Here is a 16,327-nt window from a genome sequence, read left to right as displayed (position 1 = left end):
CCTGCTTATTAAATGTAAAACATATAAGATTCATTATTATCCCCTTCATATGTTGCCAGGTCATGAAGAGTTGTTGTATCTAATACATCTTTTACTGCATCGCGGATTTTTATCCATAATTGTCTTTTCGCAGGCTCCTCATCTTCTAAAACCTCAACAGGGCTTATTGGGCCTTCAAGAACTCTTATGATATCACCTGCTGTAATATTTTCAGCTTCTCTTGCTAAAATATAACCACCATATGCACCCCTTACACTTTTAACTAAGCCTGCATTTCGTAAAGGAGCGATCAGTTGCTCTAAATAATGCTCGGACAAATCATGTTCTTTTGCAATATTTTTAAGAGGGATTGGGCCTTCACCGTTCTTTTTGGCTAAAGCAATCATAATTGTTAGGCCATATCGTCCCTTAGTGGATATCTTCACATCCTCACCTCATATACCAGTTTTTTGTAGTCTCTTTATTTTATTCCCCGCTACTAAAAGCCAACGTTATTATAACATGAATTAACCAATCTTGTACGATTGTACCTTTTTCAGTCTTCTATGCAAAAATTTTATTTGGTCAGTGCTGTCTGTTTAACTGGATGATTATGATTATGTGAATGTAGGATATGTTCCACCAGAACTCTACATTGTGGTAATGCAAATCCAGTAATATGTCCGATTATTATGCAAAAAATGATGGTACCAATGAAAACAGGCCCGCCTAGGAGCCAGCCAACAGATAAAACAACTACTTCCATAATTAATCGAATCCATTGAACTTTGATTTTTGTTTTTTCCATTAATACAAGCATTAGACTGTCTCGAGGTCCGGCACCGCAGTTTGCGGAAATATAAAATGACATCCCATATGCAAGGACCACAATTCCTGCTATAAACATAATCACTTGCCCTATTACTGTATCAGGTGTCTTTAGCCACGGTAATAATAAATACATATCGATAAAAACACCAACTAACATCATATTTAGAAATGCTCCAAGCTGTGGCAATGATTTTGAAAGCAAGGAAGTGGTACTCAATATAATGACACCCACAATAATCGACCAAGTACCAATTGTAAGTCCAAATTGTTTGTTTAAGCCAACATGAAGTACATCCCACGGTGCTGCTCCAAGATTAGCCTTGATAGTTAATACGATTCCAAACGACATTACCAATAATCCAACGAAAAATATAAGCCATTGCACTATTGATGGTTTTTTTCTTTTTTGTGCTAACAAGCTAAACCCTTCTCCCTTTATTTTTGTCTAATCCTGCTGTCTATAAAACCTATATTACAATACAACCAACACCTTATCTGCTTACTCAAAAATCACACTATGTTTTGCATTTTTCTTAGATAAGATATTTTAGCACGAGATTGATCATTTTTGAAATAAAAGGTTTAATTTATGTTAGGATAATGTCAGAACTTGAATTAAGGTTGGAGTGATATTATGAGACATGAACCTCTTGCTTACCGAATGAGACCGGCAATAATTGAAGAAGTCATTGGACAAGGACATTTATTAAAAGAAGGAAAACCGCTCTCGCAAATGATTGAAAAAGGCATGCTATCATCCATGATTTTATATGGTCGGCCCGGGATAGGGAAAACCTCAATTGCAAACGCTATTGCGGGTTCACTTGCACTGCCATTTAGAAAGTTAAATGCAGTTACAAATAATAAGAAAGATCTTGAAACAGTTGTTAAAGAAGCGAACGACTTACAAGAGACCATTGTACTTTGTGTTGATGAGTTGCATCGGTTTAGTAAAACCCAAATTGAATTTTTGTTGCCTTATATTGAAAATGGGCTATTAATCTTAATTGGATTAACTAGTGAAAATCCTTATCATAATATCAATCCAGCAATTCGCTCACGCTGTCAAATCTTCGAATTAAAGCCATTGAACAAGGAAGAAATTATGTTGGGCTTAAGCAGAGCAATTGAAGATTATGAAAATGGCTTAGGTCAATATAATATTTCAACTTCAATGCAAACGTTAGAGTTTATTGCTGAAATGAGCGGCGGTGACTTAAGAAATGCATTAAATAAATTAGAGGTTGCTTTTTTAACAGCTGAAACTAATGAACAAAATAATATAGAAATTACGATTGAGTCTGTTAAAAATGCAATTTCAAAAAATGATATAAATATAGATAAAGATGGTGATGCGCATTATGACACGTTAAGCGCCTTTCATAAGTCATTACGTGGCGGTGATGTAGATGCGGCCATTCTTTATATGGCATTACTTATCGAAGCAGGAGATTTAATAGGAATCTCACGGCGAATTTTATGTGTGGCTTATGAAGATGTCGGTCTCGCCAGACCAGAAATGGGGGAACGTGCAGTAGCTGCAATTCAGGCTGCAGAACGACTAGGTTTTCCTGAAGGCCGAATACCACTTGCTAATATTGTCATAGAATTATGTCTATCACCAAAATCAAATCGGGCTTACATGGCCATTAATCATGCTATGGAGTTAATCAGAAGCGGAAAACAAATAGAAATACCTATTCACTTAAAAGATGCCCATTACGAAAGCGCCAAAAAGCTCGGACGGGGCCTAGAATATAAATATCCACATGATTATCAGATTGGTAAGTTTGGTGGTTGGTTACCTCAGCAATATTTACCTGATGAATTAAAGCATTCTCAATTTTACGAGCCAATCGAAGCAGGACAAGAGGAAAAGTATATGAAACTGTATAACAAACTTAAAGCAGAGCAACAAAAAAAACTAAACTAACAACGTGAAAGTGTGGCTTAACAGCCATGCTTTTTCTTTTTTTTTATATTATATTATCTCCTCTATAAAAATAGCTTTTTATCGAAAGTATAACGATTATAAATCTGGGCAAAATGTAATTAATAAATACAATCTAGTAATTGGGGGTAACCTTATGAAAGTTAGACAAGATGCATGGTCACATGAAGATGATCTACTATTAGCTGAAACAGTATTAAGACATGTGCGCGAAGGCAGCACGCAATTAAATGCCTTTGAAGAGGTCGGTGACAAACTGAATCGAACAGCCGCGGCTTGCGGTTTTCGCTGGAATGCCGAGGTTCGTCAAAAATATGAACAAGCTGTACAACTAGCAAAAAAACAGCGAAAACAGATGAAGAGAGCATTAGCCCACCAGTCGCAACATTTTACAAATAATACACAATCACAAAGAACTGCAAATGAAATCGTTCTACAAAGAGAGCATGACAAAATTGAAAGTCTCGAATCAACTACTAGTAATATTGAAATGTCAAATGAAATTTCCTTAGACTCTGTTATTTTATATTTACAAAATATTAAGATTAAAGGATTAAACTCTCATAGTCTACGTTCTGAAAATCAAAGATTGAATAGAGAAAACACAACTCTACAAGAAGAAAAAATAAACCTTGAAAAGAAATTAAAACGTCTAAAAGAACAAAATGCGTTAATTCAAGAAGATTATCAGTCACTGGTCCAAATTATGGACCGTGCACGGAAGTTAGTTATTAATGAAGACAGTCGACCTTCTAAATCTATCACTGTGAATGATGAAACATCTATCGAACAAATTGCAAAATAAGCAACAGAATTATCTGTTGCTTATTTTTTATATTATTAGGTTATTCAGGTTTTACCCTATTAATTTTAATACTGCTTACAATTTTACTCACAATATGGCCAGCCATTATTAATCCTGCGGTAGATGGAACAAATGCATTAGAGGCAGGTGGCATTTTCGCTTTTCGGATCGGGGCATTTTCGTCAACGATTTCTTGACGTATATCTTCACGGATAACAATTGGACTTTCATCCGAAAATACAACATTAATACCTTTGGTGATCCCTTCTTTACGTAGTCTAGTTCGGATAACTTTGGCTATTGGATCTGTATGAGTTTTAGAAATATCAACGATTCTAAAACGCGTAGGATCCATTTTATTAGCTGCACCCATACTTGAAATTATGTAAATGTTTCGCTTTAAGCATTCTTTCATTAAATGAATCTTATATGAAATTGTATCTGAGGCATCGATAACATAGTCAATACCATAACTGAAAAATTGCTCATACGTTTCTTCTGTATAAAACATCTTAAGAGCAATAACCTCACAATCTGGATTAATATCAGCGATCCGCTCCTTCATCAATTCAGCTTTGGATTGTCCAACAGTAGATAATAATGCAATAAGTTGACGATTTACATTCGTAATATCCACTACATCCTTATCTACTAGAATTAGTCTCCCAACACCAGACCTAGCTAAAGCTTCTGCTGAAAAAGAACCCACACCGCCAATACCTAACACTGCAACTGTACTATTTTTCAATAATTCCAGGCCTTCTTTACCAAAGGCCAATTCATTTCTAGAAAACTGATGCAACAATGGTTTCACACTCCACTAAAACGAATTTATCTTTACTATTGTTTTACCCAACTTGCATACTTGAAAAACAATTAAATTAAATTTAATTGCTATAAACTGCTGAAACTAAATATCATTTCCTATTATTTTAATTGGAAAAGTAATAAATAACAAGAAGTTAAAAAGTTATTTTTCAGCAAAAAACATGTTAGGTTTTATAACATAACACAACTAATATTTTCAACCAGATGTTATTATAAATAACATCATACATATATTGGAGGAATTATTATGAAGAAACCGTTTAGATCGATCATTTTAGCTACATCTATTTTAGTAGGTTCAACCTCGTTTGCGCCAATTGCTAGTAATTCTATTTATGCTGCTACAGAACAAGTTCAAGATTTACCAAACATTGCAATTCTAGCAACTGGTGGTACGATTGCCGGGGCTGCCGCCTCTAACCTAGATGTTACCGGTTATAAAGCCGGGGCCATCGGCGTAGACTCTATTATTACCGCTGTTCCTGAGTTAACTGATATAGCAGATATTACTGGAGAACAGATTGCAAATACTGGAAGTCCGAATATTACTAATGATATTCTTCTAAATTTAGGTAAAAGAATCAATACATTATTAAATGAAGAAGGAATTGATGGTGTAGTTGTCACACACGGAACTGACACACTGGAAGAAACTGCTTACTTCCTAAATCTCGTCGTAAAGAGTGACAAGCCAGTTGTTGTTGTCGGTGCTATGAGACCAGCTACTGCCATGAGCGCTGATGGTCCATTTAATTTATTTAATGCTGTAAAACTAGCTGCTAGTCCAGAAGCAATGGGCAAAGGAGCATTTATTATGTTAAATGACCGCATTGGCGCTGCACGATATGTTACAAAAACGAATACTACAATGCTAGATACGTTTAAATCTATGGAACAAGGATATCTAGGCGCTTTCGTTGGAGGAAAACCATACTTTTTCAATGAAACTACGAAAAAACACACGACTGAGTCAGTTTTTGATATTACTAGTATTGAAGAGTTACCAAAGGTAGATATAATCTATGGTTACCAAAGTGATGGTAGACATTTTTACGATGCTGCAGTAGAAAATGGGGCAAAGGGAATTGTAGTTGCAGGGTCGGGTAATGGGTCTATGTCTGATGCCAGCGAAGAAGGTGCAAAAGACGCAATAGAGCAAGGCGTTGTATTAGTTCGCTCCTCACGAGTTGGAAACGGAGTTGTGTCACCAAAAACTTTTGGTATTGGTGCAGATTCATTAAACCCTCAAAAAGCTCGAATTTTGCTGACACTGGCATTAACACAAACAAATGATCCAGAGAAAATTGCAGAGTATTTCAAAGAATATTAAAATACCAGATCTATCAAATAGTTATTTACTGAATGCAACACTAGTATAATTTCATTAAGTATAAAGACAGCTGTACAGATAAATTGTACAGCTGTTTTTATAACTATATTTTTAACCTACGTTCTTATCCTTGGAGACTGCATGTGGAGACCAAAGAAAACGATAAAAAACCCTAAGCAAGTATGCTAAGGGTTTATAGTTAATAATTATGTAGTCCCAATGTGCCGTCATTGTCCTTTGTTTTGATCCCGCTCATGGCAGGTGGGTGCTCCTACTTTAGGTTATGTAAGTCCCTTTGGCGGCAAATGCCTGCTCAATGTTTGGGCATGTACAATCATTAAAGACTCCGGGCTCCCAGTGTTATAATGTTGGTCAAAACGAATAGGTTAAATAACTAACACTTCAGGACCTTTTGATAATGTAATTTTATCATACGTTACTTTAATATTCAATAACAATATTAAAGACGTACTTGTAAATTTAGTTCTAGCAATTGGTCATGACTTACATGACTTGGTGCATTTGTCATGATATCACTTGCACTAGCTGTTTTCGGGAATGCAATTGTATCACGGAGGTTCGTACGACCAGCTAAAAGCATTACAAAACGGTCTAAACCTAGTGCAATTCCACCATGTGGAGGTGTTCCATATTCAAAAGCATCTAATAAGAAACCAAATTGCTCACGCGCTTCATCTTCTGGCATACCCAAAACTTTTAACATTTTTTCTTGAATATCACGCTCGTAAATACGTGAAGATCCACCACCAAGCTCATAACCATTTAATACTAAGTCATATGCCTGTGCACGTACTGCACTAGGTTGAGAATCCAATAATTCCAAATCTTCACGGACAGGCATTGTAAATGGATGATGCGCTGCAAAATAACGGCCCGCTTCTGGATCAAATTCTAATAATGGCCAATCAGTAATCCACAAGAAGTTAAATTTCGATTCATCGATTAACTTTAGATCTTTTCCTAATTTAACACGAAGTGCGCCTAAACTATCTGCAACAACTGCCTTTGAATCGGCTACACAAAGGATTAAATCACCTACTTCAGTTTCAAGTACAGCTTGAATCGCCTGTTGTTGGCTTTCATCAAAGAACTTTGCAATCGGTCCTTTTAAGCCATCTTCTTCTACTTTGAACCACGCTAACCCTTTTGCCCCATAACGACTTACATATTCTGTTAAGCCGTCGATATCCTTACGAGAATATTTTTCTGCAGCACCTTTTACATTAATTGCCTTAACCTGGCCGCCGCTAGAAACAGCATTTGCAAATACTTTGAAATCAGTTTCCTTAACAAGCTCTGATATTTCAACTAGCTCCATGCCAAAACGTGTGTCAGGCTTATCTGATCCATAACGTGCCATAGCATCATCATATGTCATACGAGGGAATGGCGTTTCTATTTTAATTCCTTTTACAGTTTCAAGTACAATAACCATCATTTGCTCTGTTAGTGCAAGTAAATCTTCTTTATCCATAAAAGATGTTTCTATATCTATTTGAGTAAATTCAGGTTGACGATCAGCACGAAGATCCTCATCTCTAAAGCAACGTGCAACTTGATAATAGCGTTCAAAGCCTGAAACCATTAACAATTGTTTAAATAATTGCGGTGATTGTGGTAATGCATAAAACTGTCCCTCATGCACACGACTTGGAACTAAATAGTCACGTGCACCTTCAGGCGTACTTTTTGTTAACATCGGTGTTTCTATATCTAAAAATCCATTATCTTCTAAGAAGTTACGAATAGTTTTCGTTACATGAGCCCGCATTTGTAATGTTTTAAACATCTCAGGACGACGTAAATCTAGATAACGATATTTTAGACGTAATTCCTCTGATGCATCTACTTTATCTTCAATCATGAATGGTGGTGTCTTTGAAGCATTCATAATCGTAACTTCATGTGCTTGGACTTCAATAGTACCCGTTGGAATGTTGTTATTGTATGTTCCTTCTGCACGTTTAACGACCTTACCTTTAATATCTAATACAAACTCACTTCTAGCTCTATCTGCAGTCTTTATAGCTTCCCCTGATACCTCTGGGCTAAAAACAACTTGTACGATACCAGTACGATCTCGCAAATCAATAAAAATTAGACCGCCTAAATCACGGCGCTTTTGTACCCAACCTTTTAATTGAACTGTTTCTTCAACATGTGATTCACGTAATTCTCCACAATAATGACTTCTTCCTAATGTTGTCATTTTATTTCCTCCCAATTCCTTTTAGCTTCGTTCCAATAAGTATTCAACAAAATTTTGTAGTTGGACTTCTTCCTGACTACCTGTAAGCATATTTTTCACATTAATAATATTATTTGTTAGTTCATCATCACCTAACACTGCTACAAATTTGGCTTGAAGTCGGTCCGCTGTTTTAAACTGACCTTTTAATTTTTTATCCTGGTAGTCTTTATCAGCAGTGAAACCCGCTTTCCTTAATTCATATAATAACGACGTTGTTTTACCCTTTGCAGCTTCACCTAGTGCAACTAAATAACAATCAAGTCCTTTTTCAATCGGCAAGCTAATATTTTCCGCTTTTAGAGCTAACAAAAGTCTTTCAATACTAAGAGCAAAACCAATTCCAGGTGTATCTGGCCCACCAATTTCTTGAGCAAGCCCATTATAGCGACCTCCGCCACTTAACGTTGTGATCGCTCCAAAACCTTCGGCATCACTCATAATTTCAAATGCTGTATGATTATAATAATCTAATCCTCGAACTAATTTAGGATCTACTTCATACTGTATACCCATCTGAGTTAAATACGACTTTACCTTTTCAAAAAAGACTCGAGACTCATCATTTAAGTAATCTAAAATGGATGGGGCAGTGTTCATTAATTCATGTTCACGATCTTTTTTACAATCTAAGATACGCATTGGATTTTTGTCAAGACGATTTTGACAGTCAGAACAGAATTCTTCTATTCTAGGCTTAAAATGATTAATAAGTGCTTCGCGATGATTCTTTCTACTTTCTAAATCACCAAGGCTATTAATGATTAGCTTAAGTCTTTTTAGTCCCAGCTCTTTATAAACATCCATTGCTAAGGCAATAACCTCCGCATCGACCGCTGGATCATTGCTTCCGAGTGCTTCGATTCCGAATTGAACAAATTGACGCCACCTTCCTGCTTGTGGACGTTCGTATCGGAACATCGGTCCTATGTAAAAAAGTTTTACAGGTTGTGTAGGCTCTCCATACATTTTATTTTCAACAAAAGAACGAACTGTTGGTGCCGTCCCTTCAGGGCGAAGAGTCATACTCCGGCCACCGCGGTCTTCAAACGTATACATTTCCTTCTGTACAATATCTGTTGTTTCACCTACACCTCTTTGAAACAACTCCGTTTGTTCAAAAACAGGCGTGCGAATTTCACTGTAATTGTATCGTTTACAAATATCACGCATTTTTTGTTCTACAAATTGCCAATCCTCAACTACACCAGGAAGTATATCCTGTGTACCGCGTGGAATATTAATTGCCATTTCTCTTTCCTCCTATGATAGACTTGGATTTCTTCAAGTCGTTGGGGCGAAAGCCATGTCTTACTGCTTTTCCATCAGCTAAAAAAGAAAAAAACTGACAGTAAAATAAAAAACTCCCGCCCCTACTATAAAAGTAGGGACGGGAGTTATATCCCGTGGTGCCACCCTAGTTGAAACAAAAATTTGTTTCCACTCGATCAGTTAACGCCTGAAACGTTCATCTCCTACTACGATCTCTGCAAAATCAGAAAAATCAATATAACTAGATTGTATAAACTTTTTTATGTAAAACTAGCTATATATTCATTCAGAGTGAAACCTCATGAGTGTTCTTCATTCAGTCATCATGGAGAAATGCTTTCAGCCTATGGCATCTCCTCTCTACCCATGTGTCATCTAAACTACTTTCTCAATCATCGGTTCTTTTCTACAAATTTTTCAATTGTATATTATCATACGTATGTTGACGTAACTTGTCAAGATGTGAAATTTCTTAGTTCCGTCCAATTCTTTTTTTCATATCTTTAACAGCCCGTAGTGTAACTCCAAACTCTTGAGCTAGCTCCATATTACTCGAGCCTGTTTCCTGTTGCATAAAATCATGAAAATCAACACCAAATAACTGATTTGTGGGATTGTTTGTTATCTCACCTTTTGCACTATAACGCATATACTCTTCCTCCTCACTACTTTCTTTTCGTTTACTGTTACAAGTTTTAATCTCTTAATATCTTGCCCGTTTTAGAGCAAATAATTTCAATAAATGACAAGGAATTCAAAAAATATTGACGAAATAGTTATAGAAAGTTAGGCTAGTTTTGTATGCTTATTATTTTTAATGTATAAAGTGAAATTTTTTCATGTCAAAAAACAAGTCCCTATTGTTGGAATCTATACTTCAACCTGTTGAAGCAAACTAGATCGAGGAGGTTCCATACAAATGATTCCTATAAAGAATTCTACCTATAAGTTAGTACTTATACTTATGCTTATATTCTCTAACCTCTCGTTACTTCACATTGATAAAGCGATTGCCGAAACTGCTTTTGCAACTGTTAAAGTGAATAAGTTGAACGTAAGAAGTGGACCCGGCATTAATCATAACGTTACTACTACTATCCTAAAAGGCGAGGAGTATGAAATTATTAGCAAGGAACGAGAATGGGTACAGCTTAGACTTAAAAACTCAAAAACTGGTTGGGTAGCGAATTGGCTTATTTCAGAAAAACAACAAAATATAGCAACTGGCCATTCTGTTTCATCAACGGTAGATGGATTAAGAGTTAGAACAGGCCCAGGTACATCTTTTCAAACCATTGGTTACATCTATCCAAATGAGCGATATAAAAAACTTACTGAGAATGATACTTGGATAAAAATTGAGTACAAAGGAAAAGAAGCATGGGTTTCATCGCAATTTATAAAAACTGTAAATGGGAAGGAAGCAAGCACAAAAACTGAGGAACAACCTGCAAATAGAGGTACAATTCAAGCTACTATTTTGAATGTTCGTAGTGCACCATCTACAAATTCAGAAGTAATCGGGAAATTAGTAAAAGGCGATTCTGTAACTTTTACTAATATTAAAGATGGTTGGTACGAGGTTATCTTTGAAAACAGCAAAGGCTGGATTGCAGGGGAATTTGTTTCTAAAGAAGATACTTCTGTTGACGAAAAGAAGGCTCCACCCGACCAGTTTCAGGAAAAAAATGGTGATTTTAAAAAAGGCAAAATTACAGCAACTAGTTTAAATGTTCGTACAAGCCCTGATCTTAATAGTAAAATTCTAACTAAAATAAAACAAGATGAAGTAGTCCAAATCTTAGCGGAAAACAATAATTGGTATAAAATCTCAGTTCAAAATACAACAGGTTGGATTTCTAGTACATATATAAAGTTAATTAACGAATCAACTGATCTAGCTGAACATAAAGATATTGAAAATATCCCTTATGTAACGATTTTACACGACGGAACAAATCTGAGGGAACAACCGACTACTTTAACTGAGGTTGTAACAAGAGCAGATCAAGGTGATCGTTTTCCAATTGTAAACCAAGTAGGCGATTGGTTTGAAGTCGAACTGCCGGACAAACGAAGAGCATTTCTTGCAGGGTGGATTGTATCAACTAGTGGACAAATTCCAAGCGTTCAAAAGCCAGGTATGGAACAATATTTAAAAGGTAAGACAATTATTATCGATCCTGGGCATGGTGGCCGCGATAATGGTACGACCGGTGTTTCCGGTACGCATGAAAAAAATTTAACATTAAAAACCGGAAAACTATTAACTGAAAAGCTTAAAGCGGCAGGCGCAAAGGTAATTATGACTCGCAGTGATGACCGCTACATTACACTAAATTATCGAGTGAGTATCTCACATTATTACAATGCGGATGCATTTATCAGTTTACATTATGATAGTACAACAACATCGTCCGTAAATGGAGTAAGCAGCTTCTACTATAATGAAAGTACAGACTTACCCTTGGCTAACAAAATCCAGGCGGAGCTTATTAAGTCAACAAATCTTACTGATCGTAAAGCGAAATATGGTAACTACAGCGTAATTAGAGAAAATAAGCAGCCTTCTGTTTTACTAGAACTAGGTTTTCTTTCAAATCAGCGCGAAGAATATATCGTTAATACAGACAGCTATCAAGAAAAAGCCACACAAGCAATCTATACCGGGTTGGCACAATATTTCAAGGATAAAAATTAAGTATAAAGTGACAGTATATTAAAACGCCCTTCATAGTTTCGGTGAAGGGCGTTTTTTTCATAAAAAATATTAGGTAATGCCATTACTATTGTGGTATTAATAGGTTGCGTAGAATGAGAGCAATTTGAAATATGACAAGTCGAAAAAAGATACTGTTAACGATTAGAGCTTATTCTCGCTTGAAAACAAAGGCAAAGCCCTACAATAGTATCTAATCGTTACCTTAAACTCAATTTAGAGACCTTTGCAGTGACGAATAGGTGTTATTCGTTACCTTAAACGTAGAAAAACCTCTGTCGAGGTAACGTTTAGCTCCTATTCGTTACCATTAACGTTGAAATAACGCTTTTACGGTAACGTTTAGCTCCTATTCGTTACCATAACTCTAGAAAAACCTCTGTTGCGGTAACGTTTAGCTCCTATTCGTTACCATTAACGTTGAAAAAAGGCTCTTGCGGTAACGTTTAGCTCCTATTCGTTACCATTAACGTTGAAATAACGCTTTTGCGGTAACGTTTAGCTCCTATTCGTTACCATTAACGTTGAAATAAGGCTCTTGCGGTAACGTTTAGCTGCTAATCGTTACCATTAACGTTGGAAATATGCTTTTGCGGTAACGTTTAGCTCCTATTCGTTACCATTAACGTTGAAAAAAGGCTCTTGCGGTAACGATTAGCTCCTATTCGTTACCATAACTCTAGAAAAACCTCTGTTGCGGTAACGTTTAGCTCCTATTCATTACCATTAACGTTGGAAATATGCTTTTGCGGTAACGATTAGCTCCTATTCGTTACCATTAACGTTGAAATAACGCTTTTGCAGTAACGATTAGCTCCTATTCGTTACCATTAACGTTGAAATAACGCTTTTGCGGTAACGTTTAGCTCCTATTCGTTACCATTAACGTTGAAATAACGCTTTTGCGGTAACGTTTAGCTCCTATTCGTTACCATTAACGTTGAAATAACGCTTTTACGGTAACGTTTAGCTCCTATTCGTTACCATAACTCTAGAAAAACCTCTCTTGCGGTAACGATTAGCTCCTATTCGTTACCATTAACGTTGAAATAACGCTTTTGCGGTAACGTTTAGCTGCTATTCGTTACCATAACTCTAGAAAACCTCTCTTGCGGTAACGTTTAGAGCTCCATACATTGAATCAGGCCCAAACCTATTGCCTTCTTTACTTTTCAAAGATATACCATCTTTCTGGATACCATTACCACTGCTTTACTTCTTTACAGCATCAACTTATTCTCTAAATTAAGCGAGCATATTTTCTTGGTAATCCGATGGCTACTTCTATTTCCTTGCTCTTTTACTGTTATCAGACCAATGCTCTGATTACCACAGGCACACCTTTCCTGTTATCGATATCAGCAGCTGGCTACTATCATAGCCATTGCAGCATCAGTCATCCTACACCTCTACACTCCTACTTACTTTCAATAATCAACGTCACAGGCCCATCATTCGTTAAAGATACATCCATCATAGCTCCAAATAGTCCGGTTTCAACCTTAACACCTTTGGAGCGTAGCTCTTCATTAAATTTTTCATATAATTCATTCGCAAATTCGGGCTTTGCTGCTTCCATAAAGTTAGGCCTTCTCCCTTTCCTGCAGTCCCCATACAAAGTAAATTGTGAAACAGATAATATTTCACCTCCTACATCCAACAAAGAAAGATTCATTTTTCCTAGGTCGTCTTCAAAGATTCGTAAATTACAAATCTTATCAGCTGTAAATTGAATATCTGCATCTGTATCACTATGTGTAATTCCTACTAAGAGAACTAAACCGGATGCTATTTGGCCAGTAATTTCACCATTAACTTCTACTTTGGCTTGCTTGGATCTTTGTACAACAACTCGCAAAATACTTTCCTCACTTTCAATTTTATGTCTTATTAGAACTTTAAAAGTTACTTAAAGTATAAAAAATAGCATAGAGGGCTTAACTCGTCCTCTATGCTACTACTTCAAGGTATTAAAAATCAATGCTACTGCATAATTCTTCGCACAGCGTAAACGTCAGAGATTTGCTTGATTCTATCAGCTATTTTTTGTAAATGGTTTACATTTCGGATCGAAATCGACATATTAATGGTCACCATTTTATTGCGATCTGTTCTTCCAGAAACGGCTGTTATATTTGTTTTAGCTTCGTTCACTACCTGAAGAACTTCATTCAATAGGCCTCGACGGTCAAAACCAGTAATTTCAATATCGACATTATATGATTTACCATCATCACCCCCGCCTTCCCATTCTACAGGAAGTAACCGTTCTTTTGCTTCTTCTGTGTGAATATTAGGACAATCAGCTCGATGAACAGAAACTCCGCGACCCTTTGTAATAAAGCCGACAATATCATCACCTGGAACTGGATTACAGCATTTGGATAAGCGGACAAGCAGATTATCTACTCCCTTTACACGTACTCCAGCATCCTTTTTCTTGCTAGGCGGTAAACTTTTTACTTCGGAAACTGTTTCTAGCAATTTTGCTTCTAATTCTTGACCGCGTTTTTTACGGATTTTCTCGGTTAATCTTGTAGCAATTTGAGCTGCAGTTATACCATTATAGCCAACGGCAGCATACATATCTTCTTCGTTAGCAAAGTTAAACTTTTCAGCAACTCTCTTTAAATTATCCGGTGTACAAACTTCCTTAAGTTCAATATCATGCTTTAATATTTCTTTTTCAACGAGATCTTTTCCTTTTTCAACATTTTCTTCTCGTCGTTGTTTCTTGAAGAATTGTCTGATTTTATTCTTAGCCTGAGAGGTTTGTGTAATTTTCAACCAATCCTGCGAAGGTCCATAAGAATGTTTAGATGTTAATATTTCAACGATATCACCCGTTTTTAAAACATAGTCTAACGGCACCATTTTTCCGTTAACCTTTGCCCCAATCGTCTTATTGCCAATTTCAGTATGAACACGATACGAAAAATCAATCGGTACGGAGCCTCTTGGTAATTCGTATACATCACCTTTAGGCGTGAAAACAAAAACCATGTCAGAGAACAAATCAATTTTTAATGATTCCATAAATTCTTCGGCATCATTTGTATCATTTTGCCATTCTAAAATTTCACGGAACCAAGTTAACTTTTCTTGTAGATCCTTCTGATCAGATTGAATTTGTTTTCCTTCTTTATAAGCCCAATGTGCAGCAATCCCATACTCTGCAATTTGATGCATTTCAGTTGTTCTAATTTGAACCTCTAATGGGTCACCTTTGGGACCAATTACAGTTGTATGCAACGATTGATACATATTTGCCTTTGGCATAGCAATATAATCTTTAAAACGGCCAGGCATAGGTTTCCAGCATGTATGAATAACTCCAAGTACTGCGTAGCAATCTTTTATGCTTTCAACCAACACCCTAACAGCAAGTAGATCATATATTTCATTAAATTGTTTATTTTGCAAGGCCATTTTGCGATATATGCTATATATATGTTTGGGGCGACCAGAGATATCTGCTTCCAAATGTACTTCTTCTAGTCTTTTTCGTATTTCTGCGATTACTTCTCGTACTTGATTTTCTCGTTCAGCACGTTTATTTTTCATCAAATTAACAATACGATAATATTGTTGAGGATTTAAATATCTCAACGCTGTATCTTCTAATTCCCACTTAATTGTGGAAATCCCTAATCGATGTGCAAGAGGAGCAAAAATCTCCAAAGTTTCGTTTGAAATACGTCGTTGCTTTTCTGGTGGCAAATGTTTTAAAGTCCTCATATTATGAAGCCGATCAGCAAGTTTAATTAAAATGACCCGAATGTCTTGCGCCATAGCAATAAACATTTTACGATGGTTTTCAGCTTGCTGTGCTTCTTTGGACTTATATTTTATTTTACCTAACTTTGTGACACCGTCGACAAGCATAGCAACTTCATGATTAAAGTTATCTTCCAGGTCTTTTAACGTTACTTCCGTATCTTCAACAACGTCGTGTAAGAAACCAGCAGAAACAGTAACCGGATCCATTTCTAACTCTGCTAAAATACCTGCAACTTGTATAGGGTGAATGATATACGGTTCCCCTGACTTGCGGTATTGATCGCGATGTGCCCACTCAGCATATTTATAAGCAGATTCAACAAACGCTACATCTTCATCAGAAAGGTAGCGGCTTGCAAGTTCTATTACGTGTTCAATTGTGAGTACTTGTTCATTTGCCATGAAATCACCCTAATATCTAAAACTCCAAATTAGTATTTATGTGCCCCTATTGTTTCCACTACAGACTAGTGAAAACCTAGTTATTTTTAATTATTATTTCTATTATCATGAAAGACTTCCTTAAAGTAAAGTAATATACATTAGAAAAACACGTAATTTGC

Annotated in this window: 12 protein-coding genes, 1 other RNA gene and 1 other annotated feature; of the genes, 4 read left to right on the top strand and 9 right to left on the bottom strand. The window is 36.3% G+C overall.

The features are described 5' to 3' along the window. Positions 1-8: 8 nt before the first annotated feature. Together cymR and C1724_RS04105 are read right to left on the bottom strand one after the other, a co-directional pair. Complete coding sequence (cymR, locus tag C1724_RS04110; protein ID WP_102345457.1) at positions 9-425, bottom strand: cysteine metabolism transcriptional regulator CymR; 417 nt, start codon at positions 423-425, stop codon at positions 9-11. A 131-nt stretch (positions 426-556) separates the two neighbouring features. Next, positions 557-1,228, bottom strand: a complete 672-nt coding sequence (locus tag C1724_RS04105; RefSeq protein WP_102345456.1) for a YczE/YyaS/YitT family protein — start codon at positions 1,226-1,228, stop codon at positions 557-559. Between the two features lie 216 nt (positions 1,229-1,444). On the opposite strand from C1724_RS04105, the gene C1724_RS04100 reads away from it, so the two are divergent. Then, the gene (locus C1724_RS04100; protein WP_102345455.1) at positions 1,445-2,743 is read left to right on the top strand and encodes a replication-associated recombination protein A; all 1,299 of its coding nucleotides are present in this window, start codon (positions 1,445-1,447) and stop codon (positions 2,741-2,743) included. A 154-nt stretch (positions 2,744-2,897) separates the two neighbouring features. Further along, positions 2,898-3,566 (top strand): RsfA family transcriptional regulator, encoded by a 669-nt coding sequence (locus tag C1724_RS04095; RefSeq protein WP_102345454.1) that lies wholly within the window; start codon positions 2,898-2,900, stop codon positions 3,564-3,566. Positions 3,567-3,606: 40 nt separating this feature from the next. Here the strand turns inward: C1724_RS04095 and C1724_RS04090 are convergent, their stop codons facing one another. Next, the gene (locus tag C1724_RS04090; protein ID WP_102345453.1) at positions 3,607-4,371 is read right to left on the bottom strand and encodes a tRNA threonylcarbamoyladenosine dehydratase; all 765 of its coding nucleotides are present in this window, start codon (positions 4,369-4,371) and stop codon (positions 3,607-3,609) included. 270 nt (positions 4,372-4,641) lie between these two features. On the opposite strand from C1724_RS04090, the gene C1724_RS04085 reads away from it, so the two are divergent. After that, positions 4,642-5,724, top strand: coding sequence for a type II asparaginase (locus tag C1724_RS04085; RefSeq protein WP_102345452.1), 1,083 nt, complete (start codon positions 4,642-4,644; stop codon positions 5,722-5,724). A 209-nt stretch (positions 5,725-5,933) separates the two neighbouring features. Here the strand turns inward: C1724_RS04085 and ssrS are convergent. The 4 genes from ssrS to C1724_RS04065 form a co-directional block, all read right to left on the bottom strand. Further along, positions 5,934-6,136: non-coding RNA, 6S RNA (ssrS, locus tag C1724_RS04080), on the bottom strand. 48 nt (positions 6,137-6,184) lie between these two features. Further along, positions 6,185-7,954, bottom strand: a complete 1,770-nt coding sequence (gene aspS / locus C1724_RS04075; RefSeq protein ID WP_102345451.1) for an aspartate--tRNA ligase — start codon at positions 7,952-7,954, stop codon at positions 6,185-6,187. Between the two features lie 21 nt (positions 7,955-7,975). Further along, on the bottom strand, positions 7,976-9,244 hold the full coding sequence (hisS, locus tag C1724_RS04070; RefSeq protein ID WP_102345450.1) for a histidine--tRNA ligase: 1,269 nt from the start codon (positions 9,242-9,244) through the stop codon (positions 7,976-7,978). 132 nt (positions 9,245-9,376) lie between these two features. Beyond that, positions 9,377-9,670 (bottom strand) — a binding site (T-box leader). 67 nt (positions 9,671-9,737) lie between these two features. Continuing rightward, positions 9,738-9,914 carry an RNA polymerase subunit sigma-70 gene (locus C1724_RS04065; RefSeq protein WP_102345449.1) on the bottom strand — a complete coding sequence of 59 codons (177 nt, stop codon included), beginning with the start codon at positions 9,912-9,914 and terminating at the stop codon, positions 9,738-9,740. A gap of 270 nt (positions 9,915-10,184) precedes the next feature. Here C1724_RS04065 and C1724_RS04060 point away from each other — a divergent pair, with 270 nt between their 5' ends. After that, a complete protein-coding gene (locus C1724_RS04060; protein WP_102345448.1) occupies positions 10,185-11,966 on the top strand; it encodes an SH3 domain-containing protein in 1,782 nt (593 codons plus the stop codon). Positions 11,967-13,401: 1,435 nt separating this feature from the next. On the opposite strand, the gene dtd is transcribed toward C1724_RS04060, so the two are convergent. Together dtd and C1724_RS04050 are read right to left on the bottom strand one after the other, a co-directional pair. After that, complete coding sequence (gene dtd, locus C1724_RS04055; RefSeq protein WP_102345447.1) at positions 13,402-13,842, bottom strand: D-aminoacyl-tRNA deacylase; 441 nt, start codon at positions 13,840-13,842, stop codon at positions 13,402-13,404. A 125-nt stretch (positions 13,843-13,967) separates the two neighbouring features. After that, positions 13,968-16,166: a RelA/SpoT family protein gene (locus C1724_RS04050; protein WP_102345446.1), complete on the bottom strand. Its 2,199-nt coding sequence runs from the start codon at positions 16,164-16,166 to the stop codon at positions 13,968-13,970. Positions 16,167-16,327 lie beyond the last annotated feature (161 nt).

It is taken from the genome of Bacillus sp. Marseille-P3661 (genome assembly GCF_900240995.1).
Taxonomy (GTDB): domain Bacteria; phylum Bacillota; class Bacilli; order Bacillales; family Bacillaceae_J; genus OESV01.
Note: the sequence above shows the minus strand (reverse complement) of the source record. Positions and strands in the feature narration are given on the sequence as shown.